Raw genomic sequence first — 13824 nt, forward strand, 5'->3', positions numbered from 1 at the left:
ATCGGCGTATCCTTTCCTGCCTGCGCCAACAGGCAGCCTTTCGTTTTTAGATTCGCGAAAGGGTACGCCTACCTATTTCCTATTTCCACACGCTTTGATCATAGCTCGGCAACCTGTCATTCACTAAGGCATTCCTTCGCCACGCATCTTCTCGAAGATGGATACGACATTCGAACAGTCCAAGAATTACTCGGTCACCGCGACGTCAGCACCACCATGATTTACACTCATGTTTTAAACCGCGGTGGCCGCGGTGTTCAAAGCCCCGCCGATCGGCTTCTGAAGCCTTGACTCGTACTGTAATCGCCCGGAATAGGCTGCGGGCCAATAGTGGAATAGGCGGCCAAATTGGCCGTGTTTACTGCCATGGAAAATGTTGACTTTCAAACTCGAAGCGAGCGATATTACATCACAATGTTACTATTTGTGTTTTGTAATTTCGTCGGAGATAGACGGCGAAAGCGGGAGCGGTCTAAATCGCTCACTTAATAGTTAGGCCTCCGAATGAACGGACTCTGCCAGTCTTGCCGAAGGGAAACCGCTGAAGTTTCCGAACCCTGCGACAACAAGGATGCGCCGTACCTTGTTTGCCGAGGTTGTCATGCGAGACTGCTATCAAGATCGTTGAGGCCTGGAGAGTGGTTCAACTTGGCCGCAACGTATGGCTGGTGGCAGTACCTTCTGCACGATGACTTCTATGATGATGACGGCACCGCATCCCAGCCCGAGGATGTCGTCGAGGCTGCAGAACTACTTCCATGCCCGACCCTGTCGCAGGTCTCGAACGACTGCGAACGTCTACTTGACTACACAACTACGCGTTGGCGCATTGAAGACGAGCTCGCCGCCGCTTGGTGCCAGCTCCCACCTGCGGACGTCCAGCGCGTAGTTGTCCAGAGATTCGTCGGTGCACCCAACTCCGGTGTTCGGTCCGCCTGCCTGGATGTCCTGGCAATTGCACTCAAGTCGTCCGCTGGTGACTTCGTGGCGGAGGTATGGCAGAGGCACAAGGACCTCGTGGACATCAGTTCGCTGTTTCGAGCCACCGCTGCCTGCATGCCGGTGGATCAAGGTTTTCCGCTTGCAACCACGATGGTCGAATCACTTGACGGGCGTGAACGGCGGAACGCTATGGTGGCGCTCAGCTACTTTCAGTCCCCACGAGCTTTGCAGTGGATTGAGCAGCACGCGGCCGAGCCGACGACAGAAGATTGGGGCAACTTGGCAGCGGCCTCCTGCCTGAGTTGGTCTGAGGTGCGGTCGTGGCTCGCGCACGGTCGTCCCCTCAGTCTGATTGCGATTGATGCTTTACGCGCGATAGCGGACCCCAGGACGCCCCTACTTCGCGCAACGTCTCCAGCGCTACTGACACCGCCCCCGCAGGATGACTTCTTACGCGCACTTGCGGCTTACGAAGAGCAAGATCCGGTTCCCCGCGTCCGGCAGCGGATCGAATTCCTTCGGGCAGCAGGGCACAAGCTGTGCGCGGAGGCCTAACCCCTCGCTCAAGCTGACCCGCTACGGCAGGCTTTGTAAGCCCGGCCTGAGGTACTCTGTACATTTTCTCAGTCCGGGCTTACAAAGCCTGCCTCCGCGGGCAGCTTAGCTCGAACGTTAGCCCGCACACATGAGGGCTCTTGCTGCGTTCCCGAACTGCCTTGAACGCATGTCGGTGGTAGAGCGCGGTTTCGACGGATTGTGGTCCTGTATTTATTGCGAAGGCATTGGGCTCCCCCCGCTACGACGCGTCAGCGGTTGTGCGAACGCGTCCTTGTTGCTATGACACTCTCTTCGGTTCATTTGCGCGCCAGTTACACCCGGAGTATGACATGTCGTCGATATGGCTGATCGTATCCATGCTGCTTGGGTGCCAAGTTTGTTCGATACCGCTGACCAAAGCGGTCGCGACGCTCATCGCGCCCGCCGCGCACGCTGCGTCAACCGTTCCGGTCGTCCGTCAGTCGGGCTCTTCCTCGCCCAGGCTCACCTTCATCCCGGGCTCCACGCAGAAAGTGGAGCAGCTCATCGGGGATGTTGACCGCGAGACGAAGCGCCCCACCCTGAGCCGCACCGAGGAGCGCTTCGGCATCATCGGCACCGACCTCGGCTACTCCTTCGAGCACGAGGGCAAGCTGTTCTTCCTGTTCGGCGACACGATCGCCCGGGGCGGCACCGGCGATTCCATCGCGACCACCACCGCCCAGTCCGGCGAGGGCGGCGTGCGCCTCGACTTCGTCACCGGGGCCGACGGGCAGTGGCTTAAGGTGCGCCCGCCCGGCGTGAGCATGGAGACGAATGAGGTCCCGCTTGCTGGCCTGTCGATCGGCGGCCGGATCTATATGATGGTCAGGACGAATCGCACGGCGGGAGCATCCACGGGATCGGACATATCGAAGCTCGTCAGGTTCGACGAGCAGGCCCGCCGATTCGAGTTGCTCCGCGATGTCTCGCGCCTACCGCTCGGCCGCTTCATCCAGGTCAGCCTCTACCACGCGACCACCCCGGTCGCCGGACTCCCGAGTCAGGGCCCCGCGGTGCTGATGTGGGGGAACGGGGCCTATCGCAAAAGCAACGCGTACCTCGCGGTCACCCCCACGCAGAACTGGGTGACCGGCGAGGGGACGCGCTACTTCGCTGGCCTCGACGCGGCCGGCGAGCCGACTTGGGCCGCCGACGAGTCGCACGCGGCCCCGTTGTTCGAGCAACCGGTGATTGGCGACCACTCGGTGACGTATGTGCCGCAGGTGGGCCTATGGCTCATGCTCTATGACGCATGGCCCGGAAGACCCGACAGGCCGGACGCCGGCGTGCAGCTCCGGACTTCGATGACTCCCTGGGGACCGTGGAGCGCGCCCGAGCAGGTCCTGAGACCGGTCGACGCGGCGAAGGGCAGGCTCATGCACATGGCGAACACCGACGATGGGCTTGAATGGCCGCTGAAGAAGTTCAATGGCATGAGCCGAAGGTCGGAGCAGGGCGCCATCTACGCCCCGTACGTGATCGAGCGCTTCACTCGGGTCGAGGGCGACAGGCTGAAGCTGTACTACACCCTGTCGACCTGGAACCCTTACGTCGTCTTGCTGATGCGCTCCGAGTTCAAGGTGCAATGAGCGTTCCGAACATCGTTGAGCTCATCACTGACAGTAGTATGTCTCGCCGATGTCACTTGGTATCCGCCACATTAGCGGAGAAATGCGTTCTAACTTCAGTTCGAGCGGACGCGCCCGCAAGCGGCATCGTGCTTGCGCACATCAGTGGGACCATCGCTTTTGCGAACAGCGTCGCGGCGCGCCGCTCACCCTGAGCGTTCTGCTCAAAGGAGAAAGATGATCACGATCCGTTCAAGTTTGCCGGAGGACGCGGAGGGCATACGGCGGGTTTCTGAATCTGCGACCGCTACGCTCCGAAAGACCTACCGGCCCAATCAGAAGGCGCTGGAGAACCGGAAAAGCTTCTCCTCACAACTCAACCGCCTCGTTGCACTTGTTGACGGAGAGATTGCTGGAACGACCCAATTCTACCGTGACGGGGAAGCCCTCCGTATTATCGGTCTATTTGTCCACCCGGACTACCGGCGTCGAGGGGTCGCAAGGGCAATTGTTGATGAAGTGGTCGAAATCGCCCTGAAGCAAGGAATCGATCTGCTCGTAACTCGAACAGTCAAAGAGACGGGGAACGTTCCGATTTTCGAGAAGATGGGATTTGACGTGATGTCTGTCCACGCGGATGAGTACTCGGAGAGCGATGAATTCCGGCAATTGTCAGAGGTTGATTTGCAGAAGAAGATAACATGAGAAAGCAGAACCAGCACCTGCACTTTACCGGCGTTGACCGCGCCGGAAAGTGAGGTGCGCCGTTAGGCGACGCGACCGTGTTTCCCGACAACGTGCTTTTGCCCCCTATCTTGTGAGATAGTCCCTCAGTGGCATTTTAATATCAGTTTGAGTGGGACCTGGTGAAAGCCCGGCAAAATGCGCGAAAACATCGCGTCACCTTTGAACGTGGCGCCACGGTGTTTAAGGATCCAAACGCGTTGTCCTTGTTTGATGACGAGAAGCAATATCAGAGGAAGTAACTATGAGACGGGGGTACGATTTTTCGAAAGCCGTTCCGGGAAGAGTTTTACCCCAAAGGCGCAGAACTGCGGCTGTCCATTTATTCGAACAAGATCGGTAGAGCGATAAGCGTTGGGATGCGTGGTTTTGGAAATATCGTTTCCTAACCGCGCTGTTGGCACCGATGACGCCTAACCGCTTCAGCGAACGGCGCTCCGTGCCGGCGCTGGGCTTTGTCGTTCTCATTAAAAATAAGTGAGTGTTCAATGACACCGCTATTTAAGAAGCTCAACCTCGGTGACAACAAGACTATTCTCGTCCTCAATGCACCGGACTCATTTGAAATAGAACTATCGCAGATTTCCGGAGTGACCATTCAACGGAAAGTGTCGTCAACGTCGGCCTTCGCGCTCGGTTTCGCCATGACTCGGGAGCAGCTCGACCGAGTTTCGGCAACGCTTGTGAAGGTGTCTAAGGGCGACGCTATCGTGTGGGTCGCATACCTGAAAGCAACGTCGAAGCGCTACGCCGGCGAATTCAATCGGGACAACGGCTGGACCGTTCTCGGCAACGCTGGTTTTGAACCCGTGCGCCAGGTGTCGATTGACGCGGATTGGACGGCGCTTCGCTTCCGCAGGACGGCGCACATCAAGTCCTTCACTCGCAGCAATGCGATGGCCATATCGGCCGAAGGAAAACGCCGAACCAGGCGGTGAACTGGAGCCGCCTATTTGAAGTCCCTGAAGACGGACAGATGAAATTCACAAAGGCAATGTAGGATTCTGAACTAAACACCCCAAGTAGAATACCGCATGATCGGGATGTTCACATGAACAAACAAAGTCGACATAGAAGAATGCGCGCCAATGGAACCCAACAAAATCGCCACCGCTCTGCGCCGCTACGCGATGAACGGCTTTCAGAGCGCTTCGACGTGGCGGGCGATGTGCGCGCGCATGGCCTGATCGGGCAGCGCTCCGAAACCAGCCTGCATATTGTCGCGCAGATGCGCCACTTTGCTGGTTGCCGGAATCGCGCAGGTCACCGCGGGATGAGAAATCGCAAACTTAAGCAGCAATTGCGCCCAGCTTGAGCAATCGACTTGCGCGGCAAAACTCGGCAGCGGATAAGGCAACACCCGCTTGATCAAACCGCCGCCGCCAAAGGGACGATTGACCAGCACGGCGATTTTTCGCTCTGCCGCCAAGGCGAGCAGTCTTTTCTCCGCGCTGCGCTCGGCGATCGAATAGTTCAGCTGGACGAAATCGAGTGGCTCCGCTTTCATCACGCGTTCCAAGTCACCGTAGCCGCTCTCGGTGTAATGGGTCACGCCGATGTAGCGAAGCTTTCCTGGCTCTTTCCAACTGCGCAGCGTCGCAAGATGGGTGCGCCAATCGACGAGGTTGTGCACCTGCAATAAATCCATCCGCGGGGTGCGCAAACGGCGAAACGATTCTTCCATTTGGCGGATGCCGGGCTCACGCCCCTGCGTCCACACCTTGGTGGCGAAAAATATCTTGGCCGTAAGCGTAGCCTCGGCAATCAGGTCGCCGGCAACGCTTTCGGACCGACCATACATGGGCGACGAGTCGATGACGCTGCCGCCGTAGGCCGCGAATTCGCGCAGCACCGCACGCAGCGGCGCGCGCTCCGACTCCCCGCCAACGTCGAAGGTCTGCCAAGTGCCCAGACCGATCACCGGCAGAGTCTCGCCGCTCTGCGGTATGACTCGACGAATCATCGGCGTTGTGGTGGCAGCCATGGCGCTAGCGCATTTCATATAAAGCCCACTCGCCAAAAACGCGCGCAGCAGTTGACGTCGCGTCATAGCGTCTGTTCAGTTAAGCGCTTCGTCAATGCTCCAAACCCCGGCGCCGCGCGTCGCGATGTACAAAAACACAATACAATAGAGCACCGCCGCGACGCCTTTATTTTCCAGCGGCCAAAAACCTGCGGGGAAATGACCGATGAAGTAGGCCGCCGCCATCAGGCCGCTAGCGACGAAAGCTGCGTAGCCGGCCCAGAGCCCTAACGTAAGCAGCACACCAGCCACCAGCTCGATGGCACCGGCGACGCCAATCAGAGACGCCAACGCCGTCGCGCTGCCCTTGCCATCGATGCCGCCGAACCAGCCGAAGATTTTCTGCGCGCCATGGCAGAAGAACAACGCGCCGAGCACGATGCGCATGAGCGCATAGGCGTAGTCGCTATAAACGCCGAGAATTTTTTCCACGATCCCCTCCGCTCGCTGCTGGTTGACCTAGAAGCCGATGCCGACACCGACGGAGACGCCGCGCCGCAGCCGGCGGTCCCGGTCGTTCAGAAAGCGCTGTTCCTCGCGCCGTACCCGCTCGATCTCTTCTTCGATTTCTTTGCCGACCCATTCACCGTTGGTGAAGAGCGTCGGCAGATCGAAATCTCTGCCTTCGATCAACTGCAAGGTTTTCGCGATTTCGTTGCGAATCTGGCCTGTCGGGTCCCAGTAGCCCAGCGTCAAACGATGTGCAGCGGTGTATTCGATCCAATCGTAAAGGCCGCGCAAACCCACGGCCATCTCTTTGGCGCCGCGGTCCCGCTCAGCTGCGCGCGCCAATGTTAACCCGAGATAGAGACGCGCCATGGGATCTTGCGCATCGAGGACGAGCGCTCGCTCCAGCGATTGCCGCGCTTCCGCAAATCTGCCGGTGAGATATTGGCTGCGCCCCAAATAGGTCAGAACCCCTTGGCGAAACAGCGAATAGGTCGCAACGTAGCTCGGGTCTTGCGCTGCGGCTTGGGCGAAATAACCGAGCGCCGCTTCGGGATGATGGGTGAGCAAAGCTTGTCTGCCCGACTGGACTTGACCGGCGAGTCGGTAGGCTGCGCAGCCGGTCACCCAACCTGCGAGCAACAAGAGCGCCCCCGAGCGCGAGACTCTCATGTCAAAAGGCTAGAATTCACAACCGCCACTGTCAAGCATGGCAGCGTCGATGGCTACGATGGCCGACCCCCACGACAATCTGAACAAATGGCTTTGCCGATCGCGGCAGGAGACGCGCCAAAACCCATCCGCAAAAATATTGCGCGTCAACCTTGTGCGCCGTTCCATTGGTAAAAATATTTCGCTTGCGGCCCACGAGAAAGCGTCAAGATTTTGACCGTTTTTTTCCTTGCATCGACGGAACCGATCAAGTAGCCTGCCCGGACTCCAATCAAATGGTGCTCTATGTTTTTCAACGCAGCTATTGTTCTGCTGGGAATTCTTTTGTCTCTTGTGACCGGTTGCGTGCCGGCGCCCTTCCAGGCGCCGCCGCGCCCGGTTGCCGTCGTGCAACCTTTGCCCGCCGCCCCCGCGCCACCACCGCCGTTTACGCTCTCCGCAGAATTTCAAGCACTGGCGGAAGTTCAAGACGAACTGGACGATGAAGCCGCCAATGGCCTGGTTTGGCCCGCTGGCATGTTCGCTGCCGCGGTAAAGAAAGAACCGGAGAAGCCGGCCCAAGCCGCCAAACCCATCGACGATTCACCCACGGCTTTGCAAAGGGTTTCCGGACCGCTCGCCGACGACCGGCTGTTGGACCTGCTGGAGAAAGATCTTGACAAAGCGGTCAGCCAAGCGCCCGAGCGGCGCCGCTTGCAGCTCTCCAAAGCGGTGACCGACGACCCAAAGGTGCGCCACTACGTTACGCTGTTTTCAAAAACCACTCGTCCCTACTTTGCTCAGCTTTTGGCGCGCTCCGGGAAATATATGCCGATGATCGTGAAAACTTTGCGCGAAGCGGGACTGCCAGACGAGATGGGTTATCTGGCCCTGATCGAAAGCGCGTTTATCCCGCACGCGAAATCGCCGGCAGGCGCCGCGGGTTTGTGGCAGTTCGTGCCCGACACGGCGCGGATCTATGGGCTGCGCATCGACTCATGGGTCGACGAGCGTTTCGACCCGGCCAAATCGACACGCGCCGCAGCCTCCTACTTGAAAGATCTACACGAACGTTACGGCCGTTGGTTCTTCGCCACGGCGGCGTACAATTCCGGCCCCTCCATTCTCGACAACGCTCTGCAAAGAACCAAGAATCAAGATTTCCAGAGTCTCGGCGTCAATCGCCGGCTGAGCGCTGAGACGCGCAACTTCGTCCCGAAATTCGTCGCCGCGGCGCTCATCGCCACCGATCCGCGCAAATATGGCTTCGAGCAGCTGCGCTATGAAACGCCGTTGGAGTACGATGAGGTCGAAGTACGCGAGCCGATGAAATTGGAAACCATCGCGGCCATGACTGGCAGTGACCTCCGTTTGTTGACAGAGCTCAATCCCGCCTTGCTGCGCGGCCAGACGCCGCCGGGCGAACGCAACTACCGCGTCAAGATACCCGAAGGACGCAGCCTGATGTTAGCCAAAGCGATGGCGCCCAAGAAAGAAATCAGAGAAACCGTCGAACCGCCCAAAGAACCTAAGGAGACTAAGGATCAGCCTGAAACTGAAGTGATCACCTACGAGGTCAAACGCGGCGAGACACTCTATTCCATAGCACGCCGTTACGGTCAAACTGTGCGGAGCCTGATGGCGCTCAACGGCCTAACCAGCGCTAAAGTGCGCGCTGGCCAGCAGCTGAGAATCTTAGTCGACACGCTACGCGGCGCGCTGCGTTAGCTTGGGCGACGCTATTTTCGCTTGCTCATCGGCACGAAGTCACGCGGCGCAGCGCCAAGGTAGAGTTGTTTCGGCCTAGCAAGTTTTTGTTCAGGATCGGTGAGCATCTCTTCCCACTGGGCAATCCAACCGGAGGTGCGCGGAATCGCAAACAGCACCGGGAACATATCCATCGGCAGGCCCATCGATTGGTAGATCAAGCCGGAATAGAAGTCGACGTTCGGATAGAGTTTGCGCTTGATGAAATAGTCATCGGACAGCGCGATTCGTTCCAACTCGAGGGCGATGTCGAGTAACGGGTTGCGCCCGGTGACTTCAAAAACTTCGTCGGCGGTCTTTTTGATGATTTTCGCGCGCGGGTCGTAGTTCTTATACACCCGGTGGCCAAAGCCCATCAGCCGCCCATCGCCGCCTTTCACTTTCTTGATGAAATCGGGGACCTTATCCTTCGAGCCGATCTCCATCAGCATGCGCAGCACGGCTTCGTTGGCACCGCCATGCAGCGGGCCGTAAAGTGCGGCGGCGGCGCCCGCCACTGCTGAATAGGGATCGGGCTGGGAGCTGCCGATGCCGCGCATCGCATTGGTGCTGCAGTTTTGCTCGTGATCGGCGTGCAAAATAAACAGCAGGTCCAGTGCTTTTTCCAAGACCGCATTGGGTTTGTACTTTAACTCAGTCATCTTGAACAACATGTTCAAGAAGTTGCCGGTATAGCTCAGGTCGTTGTCCGGGTATGCGTACGGCTGCCCAAGGCTGTGCCGATAGGCGAACGCCGCCAAAGTCGGCATCTTGCTGATCAAGCGATAGGTCTGCATGCGCCGATTACCGGCATCGAAAATTTTCTTGGCGTCGGGATAAAACGTCGACAGCGCGCCCACGGTGCTGACGAGAATGCCCATGGGATGAGCGTCGTGATGGAAGCCGTCGATGAGTTTCTTGATATTCTCATGGATAATCGAGTGAAAAGTCACGTTGTGACTGAAGTCTGCCAGCTGTTTTTCGTTGGGCAACTCACCATTGAGAATCAAATACGCGGTCTCTAAATAGGTGCTTTGTTCGGCGATCTGCTCGATCGGATAGCCTCGGTAGCGCAGGATTCCCTTATCGCCATCTATATAAGTAATGCGGCTCTGGCACGAAGCAGTGTTCATGAACCCCGGGTCGTACACCACCAGCCCATCGTCCTCAGTGACCTTGATTTGGAACAAATCCGTCGCCTTCACGGCGCCATGTTTGATCGGAACTTCGTATGTCTTACCGGTCCGGTTGTCCGTAATGGTCAATGTCTCTGAGGCCATTTGTGGTTACCTTTCGGGTTTCGTCAGATTCTATTTAGACCATCCCTATCCGCCGGTCAACCGAGTGCTTTACGGCGCCAAAGACCATTGGACACCCCAACGCGGCGCTTGTTTGGCCAGACAAACCAAAGTAGCCGGTGCGAAGTCGACCACGATGCGTTCGGCGTTGCCCTTGACGAGCAACCCCACGATCCGGTTCATGAAGGGCAGATGGCCCACCAACATGATCGAGTCCGTGGCGAGCTCCAACATGGCAGCGGTTCCCGCCGGATCGGCCATCGGCTGGAGACCGTCCATTGGTGCCATGCCCCGGGCTGGGCGCAGCTGTTCGCTCATGATCTCGGCGGTTTGGCGGGCGCGCAGTATGCCGGAATGGTAAATGACCGCCGGCTGCACACCCTTTGCCGCGGCCTGCTGCGCCAGCCGTGCCACCTGAACCCGACCCATTTCGCTGAGCGGTCGCTCAACATCGACCAGCTCGGAAACCGCATCCCCATGCCTGACAAGATAGAAATCTACCACCGTAGCATCCTTGCTGTGGTATCCCGAAACCTGCCGGCCGATGGCCAACGCAGCGGGACGTTGCTCTTGAAAGTGGCCCGGCCGCACACACTGCTGCACGCGAAAAATCGGTTGCAAAATGTTTTTGTTGATATAGTATGCGACCGTCTTAGTTTCAATCCGATTTTCCCAACGTGATCGAATTTCGCAACCTCAACAAATGGTTTGGCGCGCTTCAGGTGTTGAAAAACGTCAACCTAACCATCGCCGGCGGCGAAGTCGTCGTGGTTTGCGGCCCCAGCGGCAGCGGCAAGAGTACGCTGATCCGCTGCATCAACCGTCTTGAGCCTTTCCAGTCCGGCGAGTTGATCGTCGACGGCATGTCGCTCACCGATGCCAATCTCGACGCTGCCAAGCTGCGCACCAACGTCGGCATGGTGTTTCAATCGTTCAATCTCTATCCGCACATGACCGTGCTGCGCAACATCACCCTGGCACCGGTCAAGGTCAAAAAAATCGCCGATGGCGAAGCCGAAAAAATCGCCCGCCAGCTGCTCGAACGGGTGGGCATTCCCGACAAAGCCGACGTCTATCCGGCCAATCTCTCCGGCGGCCAACAGCAGCGCGTCGCCATCGCCCGCGCCCTGGCGATGAAGCCTAAAGTCATGCTTTTCGACGAGCCGACCTCGGCGCTCGATCCGGAAATGATCAACGAAGTGCTCGAAGTGATGACCGACCTGGCGCGCGACGGCATGACGATGATCGTCGTCACCCACGAGATGGGCTTTGCCCGCCGGGTTTCTCACCGGGTGGTTTTCATGGATGGTGGACAGGTGATCGAAGAAGCCGCGCCGGAGCAGTTTTTCGCGGCGCCGGAGTCGGAGCGAGCCAAACAGTTTCTCAGCAAAATACTTTCACACTAAGGAGATCGCGGATGAAAAATTTTATCTGGCTCTGTGCCGTCATCGTAGCGCTGGCTGCCGGCGCGACTAGTGCGCGCGGTCAATCGACCTTGGAGAAAATCGACAAGAGCGGCGTCCTCGTCATCGGCACGCGCACCGGTTCGCCGCCGTTTGCCTACGTCAACAAGAATAACGAATGGGTCGGCTTCTCCATCGACTTGGTCGAACAGGCGATCATTCCGGTGTTGAACAAGAAGCTCAACAAGACCATAAAAGTCGAAAAGAAAGAATCGGCGCCGGCGACGCGCATTCCGCTGCTAACCTCGAACGCCGTCGATTTGATCGCTGAAACCATGACCGATACACAGGCGCGCCGCGACAGCGTCGATTTCAGCATCACCTTCTTCGCCACCGGCGCGCAGTTTCTGGTGCGAAAAGGCAGCCCGATCAAAGGCATTCAAACCATCGCCAACCGGCGCATCGCGGCACAGCAGGGCTCGACCAACGCCAAGATCGTCCGCGAGCGCGTGCCCAACGCCAAGCTCGTCGAATTCCCCGATCAGCCCGCTGCGTTTCAAGCGCTGGCACAAAAGCAAGTCGATGCTTATACCAACGACGGCATTCAGCTCGCCGGCCTGAGAGCCAAAGCGCCCAAGCCCGACGAGTGGGCCGTGGTCGGTGAATTTTTTTCCTATGAACCCTATGGCATGGCGATGCGCAGGAACGACTCGGACTTTCGCCAGGTCGTCAACGTCGGTCTGATGGACGCCATCTCTTCCGGTTTATACTTGACCATCTACGACAAATGGTTCGGCATCAAGGGCGAAGTGCCCTATTTGCTGGCACCGGAAACTAAACGGTTCCTAGAGATGCAGGTGGTGCCGAAATAGAACGAGGCAAGAGGCAACAGGCATTAGGCAATAGTTTCGGATTCCGAACTGTGTCTATTGCCTCTTGCCTAATGCCGATTGCCTGTGAACTACCAATTCAACTGGAGCGTGCTGTGGAGCGGCCAGACCGGCGGCTGGCTGCTCCAGGGGCTCCTTACCACTTTACAGATATCGCTGCTCGGTTGGCTCCTCGCGGTCGCGCTCGGCATCGTCTCTGGTGCGCTGCGCACGGTGCCCTTTCCTCCACTGCGCTGGTTGGCCACCTTCTACGTTGAGTTTTTCCGCAATGTGCCGCTCTTGGTCTGGATGTTTTTTTGGTACTTCGGCGTGCCGCCGCTGCTGCCTGAAGCGGTGCGCAATTGGCTCTTCGATCATGGCGTCGAGTTTTGGGCCGGCCTTTGCGCTCTCGGCGTCTATCACGGCGCGCGTTTCTCCGAGGTGATCCGCAGCGGTATCCAGTCGATTCCGAAGACCCAATTCGAAGCCGCCATCTCCACCGGACTGACGGTGGCGCAGTCCTATCGCTTGATCATCATTCCGATCGCGCTGCGCTTGATCGTGCCGCCGGCGACCAATGAATCGCTGAATCTCCTCAAGAACTCTTCGGTGGCACTGACCATCGGCGTTGCCGAACTGACTTTTCAAACACGTCAAATCGAAACCTACACCGCCAAAGCCTTTGAAGCGCTGGCGGCCGGCACGATTGTTTATCTCATTCTATGTCTGAGCATCGCGGCGCTGATGGCGCGCGTCGAAAAACGCTTCGCGATTCCCGGCATGATCGCCCAGGGCACGGGCGACTGACATGGACCTGCAGGTCATCACCAACAATTTTGCCTTCTTGATGCAGCAGGGCTTTTTCGGCATTGGCAACTTCGTCGGCGGCACGCTGCGCTTGGCCGTGCCGGCGATGGTCCTCGGCTTTTTGTTGGGCATCTTGATCGGCCTGGCGCGTTTATCGCGCTTGCGTTGGCTGCGTTGGTCGGCAACCGTTTACGTCGAATTTTTCCGCGGCGTGCCGTTGGTGATGGTGATCTTTTGGTTCTGGTTCATCATTCCGAACCTGCTCGGCAAATCGCTGCCGGAGTACAGCGTCGCGCTCACTGCGTTTGTTATCTTTGAAGCTGCTTATCTGGGCGAGATTATTCGCGCCGGTATTCAGTCCGTGCCCAAGGGCCAGGTCGAAGCCGCGACCGCGACGGGTTTGGCGCGCGCGCAGATGATGCGCTGGGTGATTTTGCCGCAGGCGTTGCGCAACATGCTGCCGGCGCTGGTGACGCAATTTATTGTCCTATTGAAAGATACCTCCCTCGCCTCGATCATCGGCTACGTCGACTTGACCAAAGCCGCGCAGATCGTCAACAACCGCGAAATCCGCCCCTTCGAGCTTTACCTCTTCATAGCGGTCATCTACTGGCTCTGCAGCTACGCGATGTCGAGCTACGCGCGCCATTTGGAAAAAAACCTGGCGCGAAGCTGAGATACTTCCGCCTCCGGGTTCCTAACCCGAACTATTCACGCCACGCGACACTGTGTAGGAGCGAAGGCCAA

General features: G+C 58.1%; 15 protein-coding genes and 1 pseudogene. 11 read left to right on the forward strand and 5 right to left on the reverse strand.

Annotation, left to right across the window (positions count from 1 at the left end; translation table 11 throughout):
- Positions 1 to 108 precede the first annotated feature (108 nt).
- From FJ145_20130 to FJ145_20155, 6 genes and pseudogenes are all read left to right on the forward strand, one after another.
- Positions 109 to 291 (forward strand): annotated as a pseudogene (locus FJ145_20130) (integron integrase).
- Between the two features lie 357 nt (positions 292 to 648).
- On the forward strand, positions 649 to 1497 hold the full coding sequence (locus FJ145_20135) for a hypothetical protein (GenBank protein ID MBM4263720.1): 849 nt from the start codon (positions 649 to 651) through the stop codon (positions 1495 to 1497).
- A 332-nt stretch (positions 1498 to 1829) separates the two neighbouring features.
- A complete protein-coding gene (locus FJ145_20140; protein MBM4263721.1) occupies positions 1830 to 3110 on the forward strand; it encodes a DUF4185 domain-containing protein in 1281 nt (426 codons plus the stop codon).
- Between the two features lie 216 nt (positions 3111 to 3326).
- Complete coding sequence (locus tag FJ145_20145; GenBank protein ID MBM4263722.1) at positions 3327 to 3794, forward strand: GNAT family N-acetyltransferase; 468 nt, start codon at positions 3327 to 3329, stop codon at positions 3792 to 3794.
- A gap of 158 nt (positions 3795 to 3952) precedes the next feature.
- Entirely contained in the window at positions 3953 to 4075 is a 123-nt protein-coding gene (locus tag FJ145_20150; protein MBM4263723.1) for a BrnT family toxin, read from the forward strand.
- A gap of 246 nt (positions 4076 to 4321) precedes the next feature.
- Entirely contained in the window at positions 4322 to 4771 is a 450-nt protein-coding gene (locus tag FJ145_20155; protein MBM4263724.1) for a hypothetical protein, read from the forward strand.
- Positions 4772 to 4974: 203 nt separating this feature from the next.
- Here the strand turns inward: FJ145_20155 and FJ145_20160 are convergent, their stop codons facing one another.
- From FJ145_20160 to FJ145_20170, 3 genes are read right to left on the reverse strand one after another with little or no spacing between them, the layout of a single operon-like run.
- Positions 4975 to 5883 carry an aldo/keto reductase gene (locus FJ145_20160; GenBank protein ID MBM4263725.1) on the reverse strand — a complete coding sequence of 303 codons (909 nt, stop codon included), beginning with the start codon at positions 5881 to 5883 and terminating at the stop codon, positions 4975 to 4977.
- Positions 5884 to 5892: 9 nt separating this feature from the next.
- Complete coding sequence (locus FJ145_20165; GenBank protein ID MBM4263726.1) at positions 5893 to 6288, reverse strand: DoxX family protein; 396 nt, start codon at positions 6286 to 6288, stop codon at positions 5893 to 5895.
- Between the two features lie 27 nt (positions 6289 to 6315).
- Positions 6316 to 6975: a hypothetical protein gene (locus FJ145_20170; GenBank protein MBM4263727.1), complete on the reverse strand. Its 660-nt coding sequence runs from the start codon at positions 6973 to 6975 to the stop codon at positions 6316 to 6318.
- Between the two features lie 285 nt (positions 6976 to 7260).
- On the opposite strand from FJ145_20170, the gene FJ145_20175 reads away from it, so the two are divergent.
- Positions 7261 to 8682 carry a LysM peptidoglycan-binding domain-containing protein gene (locus FJ145_20175; GenBank protein ID MBM4263728.1) on the forward strand — a complete coding sequence of 474 codons (1422 nt, stop codon included), beginning with the start codon at positions 7261 to 7263 and terminating at the stop codon, positions 8680 to 8682.
- 11 nt (positions 8683 to 8693) lie between these two features.
- On the opposite strand, the gene FJ145_20180 is transcribed toward FJ145_20175, so the two are convergent.
- Both FJ145_20180 and sixA read right to left on the reverse strand, forming a co-directional pair.
- On the reverse strand, positions 8694 to 9980 hold the full coding sequence (locus FJ145_20180) for a citrate synthase (GenBank protein ID MBM4263729.1): 1287 nt from the start codon (positions 9978 to 9980) through the stop codon (positions 8694 to 8696).
- Between the two features lie 69 nt (positions 9981 to 10049).
- On the reverse strand, positions 10050 to 10685 hold the full coding sequence (sixA, locus tag FJ145_20185) for a phosphohistidine phosphatase SixA (GenBank protein ID MBM4263730.1): 636 nt from the start codon (positions 10683 to 10685) through the stop codon (positions 10050 to 10052).
- Here sixA and FJ145_20190 point away from each other — a divergent pair.
- The 4 genes from FJ145_20190 (at position 10676) to FJ145_20205 (ending at position 13753) form a co-directional block, all read left to right on the forward strand.
- Complete coding sequence (locus tag FJ145_20190) at positions 10676 to 11404, forward strand: amino acid ABC transporter ATP-binding protein (GenBank protein MBM4263731.1); 729 nt, start codon at positions 10676 to 10678, stop codon at positions 11402 to 11404. The genes sixA and FJ145_20190 overlap by 10 nt on opposite strands.
- Before the next feature lie 11 nt (positions 11405 to 11415).
- Entirely contained in the window at positions 11416 to 12273 is an 858-nt protein-coding gene (locus FJ145_20195; protein ID MBM4263732.1) for a transporter substrate-binding domain-containing protein, read from the forward strand.
- A gap of 78 nt (positions 12274 to 12351) precedes the next feature.
- Entirely contained in the window at positions 12352 to 13077 is a 726-nt protein-coding gene (locus FJ145_20200; protein MBM4263733.1) for an amino acid ABC transporter permease, read from the forward strand.
- Between the two features lies 1 nt (position 13078).
- A complete protein-coding gene (locus FJ145_20205; protein MBM4263734.1) occupies positions 13079 to 13753 on the forward strand; it encodes an amino acid ABC transporter permease in 675 nt (224 codons plus the stop codon).
- Positions 13754 to 13824 lie beyond the last annotated feature (71 nt).

The organism is Deltaproteobacteria bacterium (genome assembly GCA_016874755.1).
GTDB lineage: Bacteria > Desulfobacterota > Binatia > UBA9968 > UBA9968 > DP-20.

Bases quoted from the DNA above. Each gene is read 5' to 3' on its own strand.
- FJ145_20140 (MBM4263721.1), top strand. From the start codon at position 1,830: ATGTCGTCGATATGGCTGATCGTATCCATGCTGCTTGGGTGCCAAGTT.
- FJ145_20145 (MBM4263722.1), top strand. From the start codon at position 3,327: ATGATCACGATCCGTTCAAGTTTGCCGGAGGACGCGGAGGGCATACGG.
- FJ145_20155 (MBM4263724.1), top strand. From the start codon at position 4,322: ATGACACCGCTATTTAAGAAGCTCAACCTCGGTGACAACAAGACTATT.
- FJ145_20160 (MBM4263725.1), bottom strand. From the start codon at position 5,883: ATGACGCGACGTCAACTGCTGCGCGCGTTTTTGGCGAGTGGGCTTTAT.
- FJ145_20170 (MBM4263727.1), bottom strand. From the start codon at position 6,975: ATGAGAGTCTCGCGCTCGGGGGCGCTCTTGTTGCTCGCAGGTTGGGTG.
- FJ145_20175 (MBM4263728.1), top strand. From the start codon at position 7,261: ATGTTTTTCAACGCAGCTATTGTTCTGCTGGGAATTCTTTTGTCTCTT.
- FJ145_20180 (MBM4263729.1), bottom strand. From the start codon at position 9,980: ATGGCCTCAGAGACATTGACCATTACGGACAACCGGACCGGTAAGACA.
- FJ145_20195 (MBM4263732.1), top strand. From the start codon at position 11,416: ATGAAAAATTTTATCTGGCTCTGTGCCGTCATCGTAGCGCTGGCTGCC.
- FJ145_20205 (MBM4263734.1), top strand. From the start codon at position 13,079: ATGGACCTGCAGGTCATCACCAACAATTTTGCCTTCTTGATGCAGCAG.